Here is a 16906-nt window from a genome sequence, read left to right on the forward strand (position 1 = left end):
GACGGTACAGCTCGCCGCTACCTAGACTGTGCGTTCGCCTGATTCGTCGTCACCCATACCAACATTCAAAGGGGGAATTCTCCATGCAACGCCGCCAATGGTTTCGTTTGCCCGGCAGTCTCTTGCTCGCATTTGCCATCGGCTCGCTTGGCACGATGAGCGCTCAAGCGGCGGACAAGCCGCTCAAGGTCGGCGTGCGCGGGGGCGTCGACGAGGAGATATGGGAAGTGGTCGCGAAGGTCGCGAAATCGCGCGGCCTGAACGTCGAGCCGATCGTGGTGAGCGGCACCGCCAGCCCCAACGAAGCGCTCAACAACGGCGATCTCGATGCGAACTCGTTTCAGCACATCCCGTTCCTGCGCGACCAGATCAAGCAGCGCGGCTACAAGCTCGTGTCCGTGGGCGACACGCTGATTTCGCCCATTGCGTTCTATTCGAAGAAGTACAAGTCGCTCGAATCGCTGCCCGAGGGCGCGAAGATCGGCCTGCCGAACGATCCGAGCAACCAGACGCGTGCGCTTGTGATTCTGCGAGATCATGGCCTGATCAAATTGCGCGACGGCTTCGATCCGTACACCGGCACGGCCACACTGTCCGACGTGACGGCGAACCCGCGCAAGCTCCAGTTCGTGGAGAGCGCCTCCGTCGTGCTGGCGCGCTCGCTGCCGGACGTCGACGCGTCGGCCATCGTCAACAGCTTCGCCTATCAGGCAGGGCTGATCGCCACGCGCGACGGTATCGCTGTGGAAAAGCGCGAGAACAATCCGTACGTGAACATCATCGCCGTTCGCGAGAAGGACCGGAACGCGCCGTGGGTCGCGCCGCTGGTGCGGGCGTATCAGTCGGAGGAAGTGCGCAGGTTCATCGAGACGAAGTATCAGGGCTCGGTGGTCCCGGCGTTCTGATGCGGCCCGCCGATCCACCTTCGATGCATCTGTGCGACTCTTGAGGACACCTCGATGACGACAAGACACACTGCCACGGCACCCGTTACCCGTCTGCCCACGGCGGCGGCACGCGAGGTTGCCCACATCACGTTCGACGGACTCGGCAAGCGATACCCGGGGGCGTCGAGTGCGGCGCTGCAAGACATCTCTTTCGCGGTGCAACGCGGCGAGAGTTTCGGCATTATCGGACGCAGCGGAGCGGGCAAATCGACGCTGCTGCGTACGATCAATGCGCTGGAGTTGCCGAGCGCGGGACACATCAAGGTGGATGGCGTCGACGTCGCCTCGCTCGACGAAAATGCGCTGGTTGGCCTGCGCCGTCGCGTGGGCATGATCTTCCAGCACTTCAATCTGTTGTCCGCGAAGACGGTGTTCGAGAACGTTGCGCTGCCGCTGCGCGTTGCCGGCGTGCCGAAGCCGGAGATCGCACCGCGCGTGAACGAACTGCTCTCGCTGGTGGGCCTCACGGGCAAGGCCGGCGCTTATCCCGCCATGCTCTCCGGCGGTCAGAAGCAACGCGTGGGCATCGCGCGCGCCCTCGTGCATCGCCCTGAAATCCTGTTGTGCGACGAAGCGACGTCCGCCCTCGATCCCGAGACGACCGACGCCATCCTTGCGTTGCTAAGCGACGTTCAGCGCGAATTCGGCCTGACGGTCGTGCTTATTACGCATGACATGGGCGTGATTCATCAGGCTTGCGACCGCGTACTGGTGCTCGATCAGGGGCGCATCGCCGAACTCGGGCCGGTCGACGAAGTCTTCGCCAATCCGCTGGCCGAGGCGACGCGTGCGTTGCTGCGTCCGCTGCAACACGCATGGCAGGGCCGTCCCGTGCAAGGCACGACGCGCCTGCACCACCACGCCCACGCCGTTTGACGTTTCAGGAACGCTCATGCTCGATAAATATCTGCGCGCGTTCGGCGAGACCTTGCTGATGGTCACGAGCGCGTGCGCCATCGTGTTTGCGGTGGGCCTGTTGCTCGCCGTCGTCCTCGTCATTACCGCGCCCGGCGGGCTCGCCCCGCGTCCGCGCTTCAACCGCGCGTTGTCGGTGGCCGTGAACCTGTTTCGCGCGGTGCCGTTCATCATTCTGCTGGTGGCATTGCTGCCGGTCACACGCTGGATTGTCGGAACGACGATGGGGACGTGGGCTGCCGTGGTGCCGCTCGCGGTCCATCTGATTCCGTTCTTCGCGCGCGTGACTCAGGTCGGCCTGCGCGAGATCGATCCAGGGCTGATCGAAGCGGCGCGCGCGATGGGATGCCGGCGCTGGCATATCGTGCGACACGTGCTGCTGCCCGAAGCCCTGCCGGCGATTCTCGGCGGCGCTACGGTGACGGTGATCGCGATGGTGGGGGCATCGGCCATGGCGGGTGCCGTGGGGGCGGGCGGCCTTGGCGATCTTGCCATTCGCTACGGTTACGAGCGCTACGAGACGAGCGTCATGTTCAACGTGATCGTCATTCTCGTGGCATTGGTCACGCTGGTGCAGTTCGCCGGGGAGCGGCTGGCGCGGCGCGTGGACCATCGCCGCTGAGACTCGGGGCGCGCATGAGCGCAGCCTGCACGACGCCCGAAAGCGGACAGGGCCGCACAATGTGCGGCCCTGCGTCATGCGCTGCCGGTGTCCGGATGTCTTCGGGACCGGGTCAGGCACGAGGCATCACGCGAGGCATCAATACCCGAGCGCGAGACCCGTGTTGCGACGCGGATCGTTGGCGCCATAGAAGCGGTTCTTGCCGATCGGCTTGCCACCGAGCGACGGGGCGCCGACGAGAATCGCAGCGATGTGGTTGGCCGGTTGCGGGCCCGCGAACTTCTGGCCCCAGCTCTCCAGGATCTTCTGCGTGTCGGGGCTGAGCGCGAACGGCTCGATGTTGGTCGCCTCCGGCATCCACTGCTGGTGGAAGCGCGGCGCATCGACGGCTTCTTGCAGATTCATGCCGTAGTCGATCACGTTGAGCATCGTGAGCAGCGTAGCGGTAATGATGCGGCTGCCCCCCGGCGTACCCACGACCATGACCGGCTTGCCGTCCTTCGTGACGATGGTCGGGCTCATCGACGAGAGCGGACGACGGCCCGGGCCAATGGCGTTCGCCTCGCCCTGGATCAGGCCGTACATGTTCGGCACGCCCACCTTGGCGGTGAAGTCGTCCATTTCGTCGTTGAGCAGCACGCCGGTGCCGTTGGCCATGACCTTCGCGCCGAACCAGTCGTTGAGCGTATAGGTAACGGACACGGCATTGCCGTCCTTGTCGATGATGGAGTAGTGCGTGGTGTTGCTGCCTTCATGCGGCGGCACGCCCGGCTTGATTTCCTGCGAGATGCCCGCCTTTTGCGGCTGAATCGCCGCGCGAATCTTCGCGGCGTAGTTCTTGTCGAGCAATTGTGCGATCGGGTTCTTCACGAAATCCGGGTCGCCCAGATAGCTGTTGCGGTCGACGTACGCGTGACGCATCGCTTCGATCGTGTAATGCACACCCTGCGCCGAGTGATAACCCAGATCCTTCATCGGGTAACCCTCGAGAATGTTCATGATCTCGCAGATCACCACGCCACCCGAACTCGGCGGCGGAGCCGACACCACGTGATAGCCGCGATAGTCGCACTCGACCGGGGCCAGTTCGCGCGTTTTGTACTGGTCGAGGTCGGCCTGCGTGATGATCCCGCCGCCGGCCTTCACCGACGCCACGAGCTTGTCGGCGACCTCACCCTTGTAGAACCCGTCGGTGCCTTTGGCGCTGATCAGCTTGAGCGTGCGCGCGAGGTCTTTCTGCACGAGGCGCTCGCCGGGCTGGAACGGCTTGCCCTTGTTCAGAAAGATGGCGCCCGAGTTGGCGTGGTCCTTCTCGAAGTCCCTGGTCGAAGTCCACAGCATGTCGACGTCGCCCTGATCGAGCACGAAACCCTTCTCGGCGAGCGTGATCGCCGGCGCAAGCAGTTGCTGACGCGTCTTCGTGCCGTACTTCTCGCGAGCGTATTCCATGCCCGACACGCTGCCCGGCACGCCGACCGCCAGATAGCCGGTGGTCGAGGCGCCCTTGATGACGTTGCCGTCCTTGTCCAGATACATGTTGGCCGTCGCCGCGAGGGGGGCCTTTTCACGGAAGTCGAGGAAGGTCTTGCGGCCGTCGGCCAGCTGAATCGTCATGAAGCCGCCGCCGCCGATATTGCCCGCTGCCGGGTACACCACGGCGAGCGCGTAACCCACGGCGACGGCCGCGTCCACGGCGTTGCCGCCCGCCTTGAGCACATCGACGCCGACTTTCGACGCGAGATGCTGGGCCGTGACGACCATGCCGTTTTCGGCGCCGACCGGCGCCTGCGATGCCGCATGAACGTTCAATAGCGCGCAGCTCAGGGCCGAGGCCAGGAGCGCTTTGGTGAAGGTTGGGTTTTTCATCGTCTTTCTGTGGTTCTTGTCGTGAGCGAGATAAAAGGGAGAACTTCCACTGCGCGAAACTTCAACTGCGCATTCGACGGACGCCCGACAGGCAACTCACCCTCGTTGCGTGCCTGAGCGAGTGGCACGCTGGCGGGGTGACGTCTCCGCTGCCCGAATGTCGCACTTTGGGAAATATCCGTCGACCATCGAACGGTAACGCATAACGGGTAATTGGGGAAAGATGTGCCAAAAGTCCGGAGGACGGGCCGCAACGTGCGGCCGGGTGGCGCTGGACAGTTGCGCGAAAGGCGTGTGCGCCTTGCACGGCGTGCGCTGAACGCGATATGGGGTCAGATGCCGGGCGCGATTTTTCCGTCGAAATGGAGGAGAACGCGAAGCGAAACGTCGAAAAAGTTCGGAATCGACCCGGCGATGTTGCGTTATCACTACGTTGCTGCGCGCGTAGTGCCGCAGCGGGGCGGCGCTACGCTGCGGCCGCCGCCGCGAAGCGTCCCGGATGATTGCCGCCCGGTCGTCAGACCAGCAGGTCTTCGTAAAACGCGCCGAAGGCACGCGTGGGGTGTGCGATCTGAATCTCAAGGATCCACAGCCCGCCATTCGGCGTATCCGCAAGATCGCCGAGCTTTCCGCCCTTGTAGATCGCATGCGGGAAATCGCTCACGCGGTGCCCCTTGATGTCCAGATTGAGCACCCAGCCCAGCGCTTCGGCCTGCGCCTTCGCAAATTCGTACAACGCCTGACCGGTCACCTTTTCCGTGCGCCAGTGAGTGTGGACGATGTCGAACAGGCGCTTCGCATCGTCGGCACAGCGTTGCATCTCGGGATCGGTTCCGGTAGTGCGCGTGAAACCGCAATCGCCTTCATGTGCGCCGAACACCACACCGATGTCGATGAAATAGATGTCGTCGTCGCCCAGCACCGGGTCGTTTTCGCTGCGCTCGCTGAAGGTGCGCAACGTGTTTTCGCCGAAGCGAATCAGCACCGGGTGCCAGATGCGGTCCATGCCGAGCGTGCCGAGCAGCGCCTTGCTCGCAGCAATGGCTTCGGATTCGCGCATGCCCGGCTTGATGATCGCGGCAATCTTCCCGGTCGCGTCCCACGTGAGGGCCTGCGCCCGCTTCATGGCTTCGGCGCTGAACTTCGCACCGACGGCCTCTCGCCGCGCCAGATCCATCGACTCCATCGAATTTCTCCACTGATGTTGATTGGGGGGAACGGCCCTGCGCGTTGCAGTCCGCGCAACAGACGTCGCGGCGTCAAGGATAAAGCCTGACCTGTATAATTCGAAGCGCCATTTATCGCGTCATGCGTTGGGCCACTTTGACGCCGCCATGCTGCTGTGCGGGGACGCCGCAACAGAGGCGGACCTTCTACCTCTTCGATCCCGTCGCCTCATGCGCCGACGTCACCTCAGCCAAGCCCTGGAACTGCCGCTCTCGGAGCGCCATGAGAAGGAGACGCGTCAGACGTGGGTCTACCGCTGCGTGCGCGAGCGGATCGTGGCGGGGGAGTTGCGCCGTGGCGACCGTCTGCCGTCGACGCGCACCCTGGCCGAGCGATGGGGCGTTTCGCGCGGCATCGTCGAGCGGGCGTTCGAACAACTCACGCTGGAAGGCTATGTGGCGAGCCGCGTGGGGGCGGGCACGGAAGTCGTGGCCGATCTGCCGGGCGCTGGTGCGTCGTTGATGCCTGCCAGCCACGCCGTCGCGTTGGCCGCGCCGCTGCCGGAAAACGCGGCATCGCTCGCCGCGAAGACGGGGCGCTCACCCGACGCCACCCTGTTTTCGCTTCCCGTGTGGCGCAAGCACATGAATCGCGCGCTGCGCACGGTCACGTCCGGGATGCTCGCCGACACCGATCCGCGCGGCTATCTGCCGTTGCGCGAGAGCATTGCCCGGTACGTGCGCATGACGCGCGGCATCGCATGCGAGGCGGCCGAGATCGTGGTCACGACGGGGATCCGCCACGCCATCGATCTGGTGACCGAAGTGCTCGCGGACGCGTCCACGGCGTTCTATCTCGAAGATCCCGGCTACAAGAATCTGTCGACGCTCGTGCGCGCGCCGTCGCACCGCTGCGTGAGCGTGCCGGTCGACGACGAAGGGTTCGTCGTGGGGGCCGCCGATCGCCTGGGCGCCGGGCGGCGGGGCATTGCCTACGTCACCCCGGCGCACCAGGCGCCGCTGGGGACCACGATGTCCATCAACCGCCGGATGCAACTGCTGGAATGGGCAGCCGCGCGCGACGTGTGGATCGTGGAAGACGATTACGACAGCGAGTTCAGCTACGGCAGCGCGCCATTGCCCGCACTCAAGGCCATCGACACGCAAGCACGCGTGATCCATTGCAGCAGCTTCAACAAGTCGCTTTTTCCGTCGTTGCGCATCGGCTATCTGCTGGCCCCGCCGACGTTGCTCGCGCGCATTGCGGCGCAGCGCTGCGCATCGGGACGCGCAAATAGCCTCATCGAACAGATGGCGCTGGCGAGCTACATCGATGCCGGAGACTTTGCGCGTCATCTGCGGGCGTCGCGCAGCGTCTACCTGCGACGCCGCAATCTGCTGCTCGAAGCGCTGCGTGAGCGGCTGCCGGCACCCTGCCGCGTGAGCGGCGAACACGCGGGTTTCCACTTCGTGCTCTGGCTGCCGTCACGAACGGACGAGGCGGCGCTCGTCGCGACGTTGCGCGAGCGCGGCGTATTCGTGGAGGGGCTTGCGGAGTTCAGGCGTGAGTCCGCGCGGGCGCAGCCCCCGGCGCTGGTGCTGGGCTACGCCGCGCTTGACGACACGCGGCTGCCGGAGATCGCGACGCGAATCGCTGCCGCCGTCGCCGGCAATGCGGCAGGCTGACTTTGCGCCGTCAGCCGGGGTGCGGGGAGGTCAGTCCGGGCGCTTGCGCATCTCCAACCGGATGACGAACCCCCCGGCGACGGCCGACATGATCGCCAGCGCGTACCACGTCAGCAGATAACTCATGTGGTTGTTCGGGAACTGCACGACGGTCAGTCCGCCCACCGGGTAGTCGCGATCCTGCGATTGCGCCTTGCCGGTCAGCGCTTCGGCATCGCCCGGGATGGCATTTGCGCCCGCATTCGCGCCGGGCCTGGCATCGGCATCGACGAAATACGGGGCGACGTCGGCCCCGGCGAGCCCACGCGCCGCCGCAATGGCGAGCACGTCGCGCGAATACCAGAGGTTCTCCGATGGCACGTTCTTGCGCAGGAAGCCGCCGGCCGGCTCCGGCATGCGCAGCAGCCCCGTCACGGTGACTTCGCCCGCCGGCGCGGCCGGTACCGATTCTCTCCAGCCCGGCGGCACGAAGCCACGATTGATCAGCACTTCGCTGCCGTCGGCCGTGCGCAGGGGCGTAAGCACCCAATAGCCGCCGCCCAGATCGGTGACGGCTTGCACGAGCGTGTCCTTGTCGAACCGGTACGTGCCGGTGAGCGAAACGTGACGGTATTCGTCGGTTTCCGCATTGACGGCAGGCCACTGCGCGCGCGCCGGTGCGGGCGACGGCGGTGCATGAATGCGCGAATTGACGCGCTCGATCAGGTCCAGCTTCCACGCGCGGCGATGCCATTGCCACGTGCCCAGGGAAGCGAACACGCTCACGAGCACCAGCGTAATGACGCCGAGGACGACCAGCCGGAGGGGGGAGGGACGGGAAGGGGCGCCACAAGCGCGCGGGGGACGCCGAGCGTCCCCCGAGGGATGAAGTCGATCGCTGCTCAAGGGGAAATGCCGTTCAAGGGAGGTTTTTCGTATCCTGCATCATACCCGGCATCATGTTCTGGTTCAGGTGATACATCACCCACAGCGAGCCCGAGAGCGTAATCACGACCAGCACGATCGTGAAGATCAGCGAGAGCATGTTCCAGCCGCCTTCGGACTTCGCGTTCATGTGCAGGAAGTAGATCATGTGCACCACGATCTGCACTGCCGCGAGGAACAGGATCATGATGGCGGTCGTGCTCGACTTGTCGAAGACACCGCCCATCACGAACCAGAAGGGAATCGCGGTGAGGATTACCGACAGGATGAACCCCGTCGCATAGCCGCGCAGCGTACTGTGCGGTCCTTCGTTGCCGTGATCGTGGTCGTGGTCGTGATCGTGGGCGTCATGCAGGGTCGTGTCCTGGCTCACGGCAGCACCCCCATCAGATAGACGAACGTGAAGACGCCGATCCACACGACGTCCAGAAAGTGCCAGAACATCGACAGGCACATCAGGCGGCGGCGGTTCGGCGCGTTCAGCCCGTGCTTGTTGATCTGTACCAGCAGCGTAACCAGCCAGATGATGCCGAACGTGACGTGCAGCCCGTGCGTGCCGACCAGCGTGAAGAACGACGACAGGAAGGCACTGCGCCACGGGCCGGCGCCTTCGTGAATCAGGTTGGCGAACTCGTACAGTTCCAGCGAGAGGAATGCCGCACCGAGAACGCCCGTCACGACGAGCCAGCCCGTCACGGCGCTCTGGCGGCGCCGTTGCATCTCCAGCATCGCAAACCCATACGTGATCGAGGAGAGCAGCAGGAACGTGGTGTTCACCGCGACGAGCGGCAGTTCGAACAATTCCGCGCCGGTCGGCCCGCCCGCGTAATTGCGTCCGAGCACGCCGTATGCCGCGAACAGGCAGGCGAAGACGAGACAGTCGCTCATCAGATAAATCCAGAAGCCGAGCAACGTGCCACCCGGCGGGTGGTAGTCGCTCGTCATCATGAATTGCAATTCGCCCTCGCGCGGCGGCGCGCAGGCCGGGGCGTGGGCGCCGCCGCCGAGCGGGGCGCCGCCAGCCGGGAAGGTTGCGGTCGTATCAGACATGCTGGGCGAGCAGTCGCGTGCGCGCTGCCTCCGTGTGTTCGACCTGATCGGCCGGGATGTAGTAGTCGCGGTGATAGTTGAACGTGTGCCCGATGGCCACGGCAAGCAGCGCAACGAACGCCACGATCACCACCAGCCACATGTGCCAGATGAGCCCGAAGCCGCACACCGTTGCGAGCCCGGCGAGGACGATGCCCGCCCCGGTATTCTTTGGCATGTGAATCGGGATGAAACCGTCCATCGGCCGCTTGAAGCCATGCTGCTTCATCTGCCACCAGGCATCGTTGTCATGGACGAGCGGCGTGAACGCGAAGTTGTAGACCGGCGGCGGCGAGGACGTCGACCATTCCAGCGTACGGCCGCCCCACGGGTCGCCGGTGTCGTCGCGCAATTGCTCGCGGCGCATGAAGCTCACCACCAACTGGATGATGAAGCAGCCGATGCCGATCGCGATGAGCAACGCGCCTACGGCGGCGACCTGGAACCAGATCTGCAAGGACATGTCGTCGAAGTGGCTCACACGGCGCGTCACACCCATCAGGCCAAGCAGGTAAAGCGGCATGAACGCGACGTAAAAGCCGATGAACCAGAACCAGAACGAGCACTTGCCCCAGAACGGATCGAGCTTGTAACCGAAGGTCTTCGGGAACCAGTACGTAATGGCCGCCATGATCCCGAAGATCACGCCGCCGATGATGACGTTGTGGAAGTGGGCGATGAGAAACAGACCGTTGTGCAGCGAGAAGTCCGCGGGCGGCACGGCGAGCAGCACGCCGGTCATGCCGCCGATCACGAACGTGACCATGAAGCCGACCGTCCAGAGCATCGGCACTTCGAAGTGGATCCGCCCGCGATACATCGTGAACAGCCAGTTGAACATTTTCGCCCCGGTCGGTATCGAGATGATCATCGTCGTGATACCGAAGAACGAGTTCACGCTGGCGCCCGAGCCCATCGTGAAGAAGTGGTGCAGCCACACGAGATACGACAGCACCGTGATCACGACCGTGGCGTACACCATCGAGGCATAACCGAACAGCCGCTTGCCGGAGAACGTGGCGACGACTTCCGAGAACACGCCGAACACCGGCAGCACGAGAATATAGACCTCCGGGTGGCCCCAGATCCAGATCAGGTTCACGTACATCATGGCGTTGCCGCCGAGATCGTTCGTGAAGAAGTTGGTGCCGGCGTAGCGGTCGAGCGCAAGCAGTGCGAGCACGGCGGTGAGCACCGGGAAGGCGGCGACGATCAGCACATTGGTGCACAGCGACGTCCACGTGAACACCGGCATGCGCATCATCGTCATGCCCGGTGCGCGCATCTTCACGATGGTCACAAGCAGGTTGATGCCCGAGAGCAGCGTGCCGACCCCGGCGATCTGCAACGCCCATATGTAGTAATCGACGCCCACGTCGGGGCTTTGCAGCACGCCGGACAATGGTGGATAGGCCAGCCAGCCGGTACGGGCGAATTCGCCGACGAAGAGCGACATCATCACGAGCACCGCGCCGCTCGTGGTCATCCAGAAGCTGAAGTTGTTGAGGAACGGGAAGGCCACGTCCCGCGCGCCGATCTGCAACGGCACCACGAAGTTCATGAGGCCGGTGACGAGCGGCATCGCCACGAAGAAGATCATGATCACGCCGTGGGCGGTGAAGATCTGATCGTAGTGGTGCGGCGGCAGATAGCCCATGTTGTCGCCGAACGACACCGCCTGCTGCATGCGCATCATGGCGGCGTCGGCAAAGCCGCGCAGCAACATGACGATGCCCAGAATCACGTACATGATGCCGATCTTCTTGTGATCGATGCTCGTGAACCACTCGCGCCAGAGGTAACCCCACAACTTGAAGTAAGTGATGGCGCCCAGCACGACGATGCCCCCGATCGCCACCCCCGCAAAGGTCGCGATGAGGATCGGTTCGTGGTACGGGATCGCCTCTAGCGTGAGGCGGCCGAAGATCAGCTTGACGATATCCATAAGCTCGAACCTGGGATCATTCGCGCACAAGGCGCGTCATTGTCGAGGGTGGGCGCGGCGTGCCGTAGCGCACTCGTGCCTCACTGCGCAAGCGCGGCACCGGGCGCGCGCTGCGTGTCCGCCGCGAATTGCACGGTGTTGCGCGCCGTGCACATGGCGTCCGAGAGCAGGGCTGCGGCGGCATCGGTGGCGCCGGGAGTGCGCGACCGCGCCCGGCTGGCATGCGAGTGATTGGGCTGCCCCATCATGTCCTTAAGACAGGGTTGCCCCGATTGCACGCAACGGTTCAGAATCGCGTCGTAGAGGTCGGGGGCGACATCGGCGTAGTACTTCACCGGGACCCATTCGCTCGGTTTCGCGAGCGCCTCGTACTTGTCACGCGAGAGATTTTCACCCTTCGCTCTGACCTGCTTCACCCACGCGTCGAATTCGTCTGCGGTCATGCCACGGAACTTGAAGCGCATGCCCGAGAAACCGGCACCGCTGTAGTTCGCGGAGAAGCCGTCGTAGACGCCTGGCTTGTTCACGACCGCATGCAGCTTCGTCTCCATGCCCGGCATGGCATAGATCTGACCGGCCAGTGCGGGGACGAAGAACGAATTCATCATCGTCGTCGACGTGAGTTCGAAACGGATCGGCCGGTCCACGGGCGCGGCGAGTTCGTTCACCGTCGCGATGCCCTGATCGGGATAGAAAAACAGCCACTTCCAGTCCATGGCCACTACCTGCACGGTGAGCGGGCGGGTGTCGGGCGGCACGTCGCGCTTGGCGTCGATGCGTTCAAGCGGCCGGTAAGGGTCGAGCTTGTGCGTGCTGACCCAGGTGAGCGCGCCGAGCGCGATGATGATGAGTAGCGGCGCGGCCCAGATCAGCAGTTCGAGCAGCGTCGAGTGATCCCACTCGGGGGTATAGACGGCGTTCTTGTTCGAGGCCCGGTATCGCCAGGCGAACAGCAATGTCAGCACGATCACCGGAACGATGATCAGCAACATCAGAATGGTGGAAATGATGATGATGTCCCGCTGCCTTACCGCGAGATCTCCCGAGGGCGACATCAAGACGGTATTGCAGCCGGACAGCAGCGCGAGGGCGGGGAGCAAAAGTACCCCGCGAAGGAACTTGGGGGAAGTCATGCTGCGATCGATGGAACCGTAGCCTCAGACCGTACCCATCATGGACTCCCCCTTCCCATGCATCAATTTAGGGTAAACCCTATGGCGGCGACTCGCGATACCTGCGATGCTTTTCTGGCACGAGTGTGATCGTCATCCCGATCCGCGAGGGGGTCCGACAATGTCAAGCAGTGCTCATCATTCGCCGACGCCGCCAGGCGTACCCGCCGCGCCGACGGCGCACGATCACGGTAGCAAGTCCCGTATCGCGCCGGAGGAAATCGCGGTTGGCGTCGTCGTCGGACGCGCCTCGGAGTACTTCGACTTCTTTGTGTTCGGCATCGCAGCGGTTCTGGTCTTCCCGCACGTTTTCTTCCCGTTCGCCGACGGCCTGCATGGCCTGCTGTACTCCTTCACGATCTTCTCCTTCGCCTTCATTTCACGCCCGTTCGGCACCGCGCTCTTCATGAATGTGCAGCGCCGCTGGGGGCGCAGCGTGAAGCTGACCGCCGCGTTGTTCGTGCTGGGCACGGCAACGGCCGGTATGGCTTTCCTGCCGGGGCATGCGGTGCTCGGCGACCGTGCGATCTGGCTGCTCGCGTTCTTCCGTTTGTTGCAGGGCATCGGTTTCGGCGGTTCGTGGGACGGTTTGCCGTCGCTGCTTGCGATGAACGCGCCGCCGCAGCGGCGTGGCTGGTATTCGATGATGGGGCAGTTGGGCGCACCCATCGGTTTCATCATCGCCGCCTCGCTGTTCCTGTTCCTTCACTGGAGTCTGGAGCCGGACGACTTCCTGACGTGGGGCTGGCGCTATCCGTTCTACGTCGCATTTGCCGTGAACGTGGTGGCGCTCTTCGCGCGGCTGCGGCTGGTGGTCACGCACGAATACACAGCCATGCTCGAAGAGGGGCAACTGGAGCCGATCAGCACGCGTGAAATGGTGCGCTCGCAGGGCTACAACATCTTTCTCGGGGCCTTCGCCGCGCTCGCGAGCTATGCGCTCTTTCACCTGGTGACGGTGTTCCCGCTGTCGTGGGTTTCGCTGCAAAACACGCAGGACCTGAACAGTGTGCTCATCGTGCAACTATGCGGTGCGGTGATCGCGATCGTCTGCACCGTGATTTCCGGGCGCATTGCGGACCGCATCGGCCGCCGGACCACGTTGGGACTGTTCGCCATCTTCATCGCCATCTTCGCCCTGTTTGCGCCGGTGCTCATGGGCGGCGGATCGGCAGGGCAGGACATCTTCATTCTGGTCGGCTTCGGATTGCTCGGCCTGTCGTACGGGCAGGCGGCGGGCACCGTGACGTCGAATTTCGAGCAACGCTTTCGCTACACGGGGGCGGCGCTCACCACCGACTTCGCGTGGCTGCTGGGGGCCGCGTTCGCTCCGCTCGTCGCTCTGGGCTTGTCGGCGGAGTTCGGTCTGATCGCCGTGAGCGGCTATCTTCTGTCCGGCGCCGTGTGCACCTTGCTGGCACTGCGCATCAACAAGGCACTGGAAACGCGAGACTGACGTCACGCGTCGTTGAGCATGTCGGCGATGGCCGAGGTGATGTTGTGCGTGCGCGAGTCGTGTTCGCGGTGAATCATGCCGACATGGCGCAACAACGGCGGCTCGGCAATCGGCACGATGCGCAGCAGCGGGTCCGACAGCCAGTCGCCACGGTGCAATAGCGGCAGCACGCACACGCCGACGTTCTTGCGCACGAGTGCGACGATCGTCTCAATGGAGTTGAGTTCCAGATACTCCGTCACGCTCAGTCTGGCTGCGCGCAATGCCTGCTCCACGACGAGACCCGTACGTACGCGGCGATCGAAGCGCAGAAACGGGTGCGCGTCGAGAATGCGCTGCGGATCCGCCTCGGTGACGTCGCGGTTCACGACCATGACCATCGGCTCGGTGTACAGCGGTGTCCACACCAGCCCGTCGGCGCGGGCATCGTCGGCGCGGGCGACCACGGCCGCAATGTCCACTTCACCCTGCTCGACGAGTTCGGTCAGTTCGTCCGAACGCGCGGAGGTCAGCCGCACGTCCAGACGCGGATGCGCCGTCTTGAGCTCGGCAACGACCAGCGACAACGCGCCGATGACCGACACCACGGCGCCAATGGTCACGGGACCCTGCATGGCGTCGATGGGCGCGGCGGTCAACTCTGCGGTCAGCGCCAGTATCTGTTCGACGCGAGGAAACAGCTCACGCCCCTGACGCGTGAGCGCGACCTGTCGTCCCCGCCGGTCGAACAATCGCTGCCCGACAGCGTCTTCCAGACCGCGCATCTGCAAACTCACAGCCGCCTGCGTGAGCGCGGCGCGCTCCGCGGCGGCGGCGAACGAGCCGGTTTGCGCTACCAGCCGGAACGTCTTCAACATGCGCAGGGTCAGCATTTGGGGCGTAAAAATAATTTAAGCTTGAAAAAGAAATATTAATATTTCTTTTCGGTGCGCGGGAGACATAATCGTGTCATGCACATCCCTCATGACCGGATGGCTTACCACACAACGCGCCCATGACCATGCCCGCAGACGCAGGACCGGTGCTCGATGTCGCCGGACTGTCGCTGAAATTCTCGAAGGCGCCCCACGCGCCCAACCTGATCGACGGCGTCTCGTTCGCCGTGCATCCCGGCAAGACGCTGTGCATCGTCGGCGAATCGGGCTGCGGCAAGAGCGTGACCTCGCTTGCCCTCATGGGGCTGCTGCCCAGCCCGCCGGCCAATGTGGTGGCCGGTCGCGCCATGTTCGAGGGCAAAGACCTGCTCGCGCTTGGCGAGCGCGACTTTGCCGATCTGCGCGGCAACCGGCTGGCGATGATTTTCCAGGAGCCGATGACCTCGCTTAATCCGTCGTTCACCACCGGACATCAGATCGAGGAGGGGATCCGGCGGCATCGCGGTCTGGATCGGCGTGCGGCGCGTGCGCAGGCGCTGGACATGCTCAAACTCGTGCGTATTCCCGCGCCCGAGACACGGCTGAACAACTACCCGCACGAACTTTCGGGCGGCATGCGCCAGCGCGTGATGATCGCCATGGCGCTCGCCAATCGCCCCGCGCTGCTCATTGCCGACGAACCGACCACGGCGCTCGACGTCACGATTCAGGCGCAGGTCCTCGCCCTCATTCAGGCGCTGCAACGCGAGACCGGCACCGCCGTCGTGCTCATTACGCACGATCTGGGCGTGGTGGCCGAAGTGGCGGACGATGTCGCGGTGATGTACGCCGGGCGCATCGTCGAGTACGGTCCCGTGTGCGACATCTTCGACGACCCGCAGCATCCCTATACCATCGGTCTGATGGGCGCGATTCCGTCCATCGGCAAGCGCGAAGGCACGCTGGCGACGATACGGGGCGCCGTGCCGTCGCCAGAACACATGCCCGCCGGGTGCCGCTTTGCGCCGCGATGTCCGTTCGCTCAGGCGCGTTGCATGCGCGACGCGCCGCCTGAACGGACGCTATCCGGCGCGCATCGCGTGGCGTGCTGGCTCGCACCGGTCGAAGCGCCGGCGCCGCCGTCGGTCCACGAGGCGGTGACGGCATGAATCATCCCACGCCCATTCTGGAAGCCCGCGATCTGACGAAGCACTTCGGCGGGCGTCGCGTCGGCTTTTCGCGCGCCCCGACCGTGTATGCGGTCAACGGCGTGTCGTTCGCGGTGCAGGCGGGTGAGACATTCGCCATCGTGGGCGAGTCCGGCTGCGGCAAGTCGACTCTTGGTCGCCTGTTGCTGCGCCTGCTCGACGCCACGCGCGGTCAGGTGCGCTATCGGGGTGAAGACATCATGACGCTGAGCGCGGGCGCGATGCGGCGTCTGCGGCGCGAACTTCAGATCATCTTCCAGGACCCGTTCGCATCGCTCAATCCGAGCATGACCGTGGGCGGTCTCATCGGCGAGCCGATTGCGCTGCATGGTCTCGCGCATGGACGCGCCAAAGACGAACGTGTCGCGCAGTTGCTGCGCACCGTAGGCCTGCAACCCGATTACGCCCAGCGTTTTCCTCACGAGTTCTCCGGTGGTCAGCGTCAGCGCATCGGTATTGCCCGTGCTCTGGCCGGGGAGCCGAGCGTCATCATCGGCGACGAACCGGTCTCGGCGCTAGACGTTTCCGTGCAAGCTCAGGTCATCAATCTGCTCGAACGGCTCAAACACGACTTCGGCCTGACGCTCGTCATGGTCGCGCACGATCTGGCGGTGATCCGTCACATGAGCGACCGCGTGGCGGTGATGTACCTCGGCGAAATCGTCGAACTGGCCAGCGCCGACGCGCTCTTCGACAATCCATTGCATCCGTATACGCAGGCGTTGCTTCAGGCGATTCCCGCGAGCCGCCCGCACCTTCGCCGCGAGCGTGCGCCGCTCGGTGGCGAACTGCCGAGTCCGACCGCGCCGCCGCCCGGATGCCGCTTCCATCCGCGTTGTCCGCACGCGCGCGACGCGTGCCGGAAACAGGCGCCGATCACCGAAGTGCTGCCCGGCGCTCGCCAGATCGCCTGCCATTTCTGGCGCGAGATTCAGAACGCCGGGGCCAGTCCCGCACGGGCCGCCGCGCCGAGCGAAAAACTGGGCGAGCGTCTCGCGTTGTATCGCGCACGGCAGGCACGGACCGGCGCCGACGCCAGCCCGGCCGGCGCATAAG

General features: G+C 64.4%; 14 protein-coding genes and 1 pseudogene. 7 read left to right on the forward strand and 8 right to left on the reverse strand.

Annotation, left to right across the window (positions count from 1 at the left end; genetic code table 11):
* Positions 1–83 precede the first annotated feature (83 nt).
* From AB870_RS04735 to AB870_RS04745, 3 genes and pseudogenes are all read left to right on the forward strand, one after another.
* Positions 84–905 carry a MetQ/NlpA family ABC transporter substrate-binding protein gene (locus AB870_RS04735; protein ID WP_047907130.1) on the forward strand — a complete coding sequence of 274 codons (822 nt, stop codon included), beginning with the start codon at positions 84–86 and terminating at the stop codon, positions 903–905.
* Between the two features lie 54 nt (positions 906–959).
* Positions 960–1760, forward strand: a pseudogene (locus tag AB870_RS04740) (methionine ABC transporter ATP-binding protein); the annotation flags it as partial.
* A 79-nt stretch (positions 1761–1839) separates the two neighbouring features.
* Positions 1840–2484, forward strand: coding sequence for a methionine ABC transporter permease (locus tag AB870_RS04745; RefSeq protein WP_047907131.1), 645 nt, complete (start codon positions 1840–1842; stop codon positions 2482–2484).
* A gap of 138 nt (positions 2485–2622) precedes the next feature.
* On the opposite strand, the gene ggt is transcribed toward AB870_RS04745, so the two are convergent.
* Complete coding sequence (gene ggt / locus AB870_RS04750) at positions 2623–4245, reverse strand: gamma-glutamyltransferase (RefSeq protein ID WP_418303994.1); 1623 nt, start codon at positions 4243–4245, stop codon at positions 2623–2625.
* 622 nt (positions 4246–4867) lie between these two features.
* Entirely contained in the window at positions 4868–5536 is a 669-nt protein-coding gene (locus tag AB870_RS04755; protein ID WP_237170049.1) for a M24 family metallopeptidase, read from the reverse strand.
* 211 nt (positions 5537–5747) lie between these two features.
* Between AB870_RS04755 and pdxR the strand changes: the two genes are divergently transcribed.
* A complete protein-coding gene (gene pdxR, locus AB870_RS04760) occupies positions 5748–7202 on the forward strand; it encodes a MocR-like pyridoxine biosynthesis transcription factor PdxR (RefSeq protein ID WP_047907133.1) in 1455 nt (484 codons plus the stop codon).
* 30 nt (positions 7203–7232) lie between these two features.
* Here pdxR and AB870_RS04765 read toward each other — a convergent pair whose 3' ends face one another.
* From AB870_RS04765 to cyoA, 5 genes are all read right to left on the reverse strand, one after another.
* Positions 7233–7961: an SURF1 family protein gene (locus tag AB870_RS04765; protein WP_335645729.1), complete on the reverse strand. Its 729-nt coding sequence runs from the start codon at positions 7959–7961 to the stop codon at positions 7233–7235.
* Positions 7962–8100: 139 nt separating this feature from the next.
* Positions 8101–8499 (reverse strand): cytochrome o ubiquinol oxidase subunit IV, encoded by a 399-nt coding sequence (cyoD, locus tag AB870_RS04770; protein WP_047907134.1) that lies wholly within the window; start codon positions 8497–8499, stop codon positions 8101–8103.
* Positions 8496–9176 carry a cytochrome o ubiquinol oxidase subunit III gene (cyoC, locus tag AB870_RS04775; protein ID WP_047907135.1) on the reverse strand — a complete coding sequence of 227 codons (681 nt, stop codon included), beginning with the start codon at positions 9174–9176 and terminating at the stop codon, positions 8496–8498. Before cyoC ends, cyoD begins: the two co-directional genes overlap by 4 nt.
* The gene (gene cyoB / locus AB870_RS04780) at positions 9169–11160 is read right to left on the reverse strand and encodes a cytochrome o ubiquinol oxidase subunit I (RefSeq protein WP_047907136.1); all 1992 of its coding nucleotides are present in this window, start codon (positions 11158–11160) and stop codon (positions 9169–9171) included. The genes cyoC and cyoB overlap by 8 nt, the downstream gene beginning before the upstream one ends.
* A gap of 80 nt (positions 11161–11240) precedes the next feature.
* Positions 11241–12293 (reverse strand): ubiquinol oxidase subunit II, encoded by a 1053-nt coding sequence (cyoA, locus tag AB870_RS04785; RefSeq protein WP_047907137.1) that lies wholly within the window; start codon positions 12291–12293, stop codon positions 11241–11243.
* Between the two features lie 160 nt (positions 12294–12453).
* Here cyoA and AB870_RS04790 point away from each other — a divergent pair, with 160 nt between their 5' ends.
* The gene (locus AB870_RS04790) at positions 12454–13788 is read left to right on the forward strand and encodes an MFS transporter (protein ID WP_047907138.1); all 1335 of its coding nucleotides are present in this window, start codon (positions 12454–12456) and stop codon (positions 13786–13788) included.
* A gap of 2 nt (positions 13789–13790) precedes the next feature.
* On the opposite strand, the gene AB870_RS04795 is transcribed toward AB870_RS04790, so the two are convergent.
* Positions 13791–14660, reverse strand: a complete 870-nt coding sequence (locus AB870_RS04795) for a LysR substrate-binding domain-containing protein (protein ID WP_047907139.1) — start codon at positions 14658–14660, stop codon at positions 13791–13793.
* A 128-nt stretch (positions 14661–14788) separates the two neighbouring features.
* On the opposite strand from AB870_RS04795, the gene AB870_RS04800 reads away from it, so the two are divergent.
* Positions 14789–15811 carry an ABC transporter ATP-binding protein gene (locus AB870_RS04800; protein WP_197683860.1) on the forward strand — a complete coding sequence of 341 codons (1023 nt, stop codon included), beginning with the start codon at positions 14789–14791 and terminating at the stop codon, positions 15809–15811.
* The gene (locus AB870_RS04805; protein ID WP_047907141.1) at positions 15808–16905 is read left to right on the forward strand and encodes an ABC transporter ATP-binding protein; all 1098 of its coding nucleotides are present in this window, start codon (positions 15808–15810) and stop codon (positions 16903–16905) included. The genes AB870_RS04800 and AB870_RS04805 overlap by 4 nt, the downstream gene beginning before the upstream one ends.
* The last annotated feature ends 1 nt before the right edge of the window (position 16906 follow it).

Source organism: Pandoraea faecigallinarum, assembly GCF_001029105.3.
Lineage (GTDB): Bacteria > Pseudomonadota > Gammaproteobacteria > Burkholderiales > Burkholderiaceae > Pandoraea > Pandoraea faecigallinarum.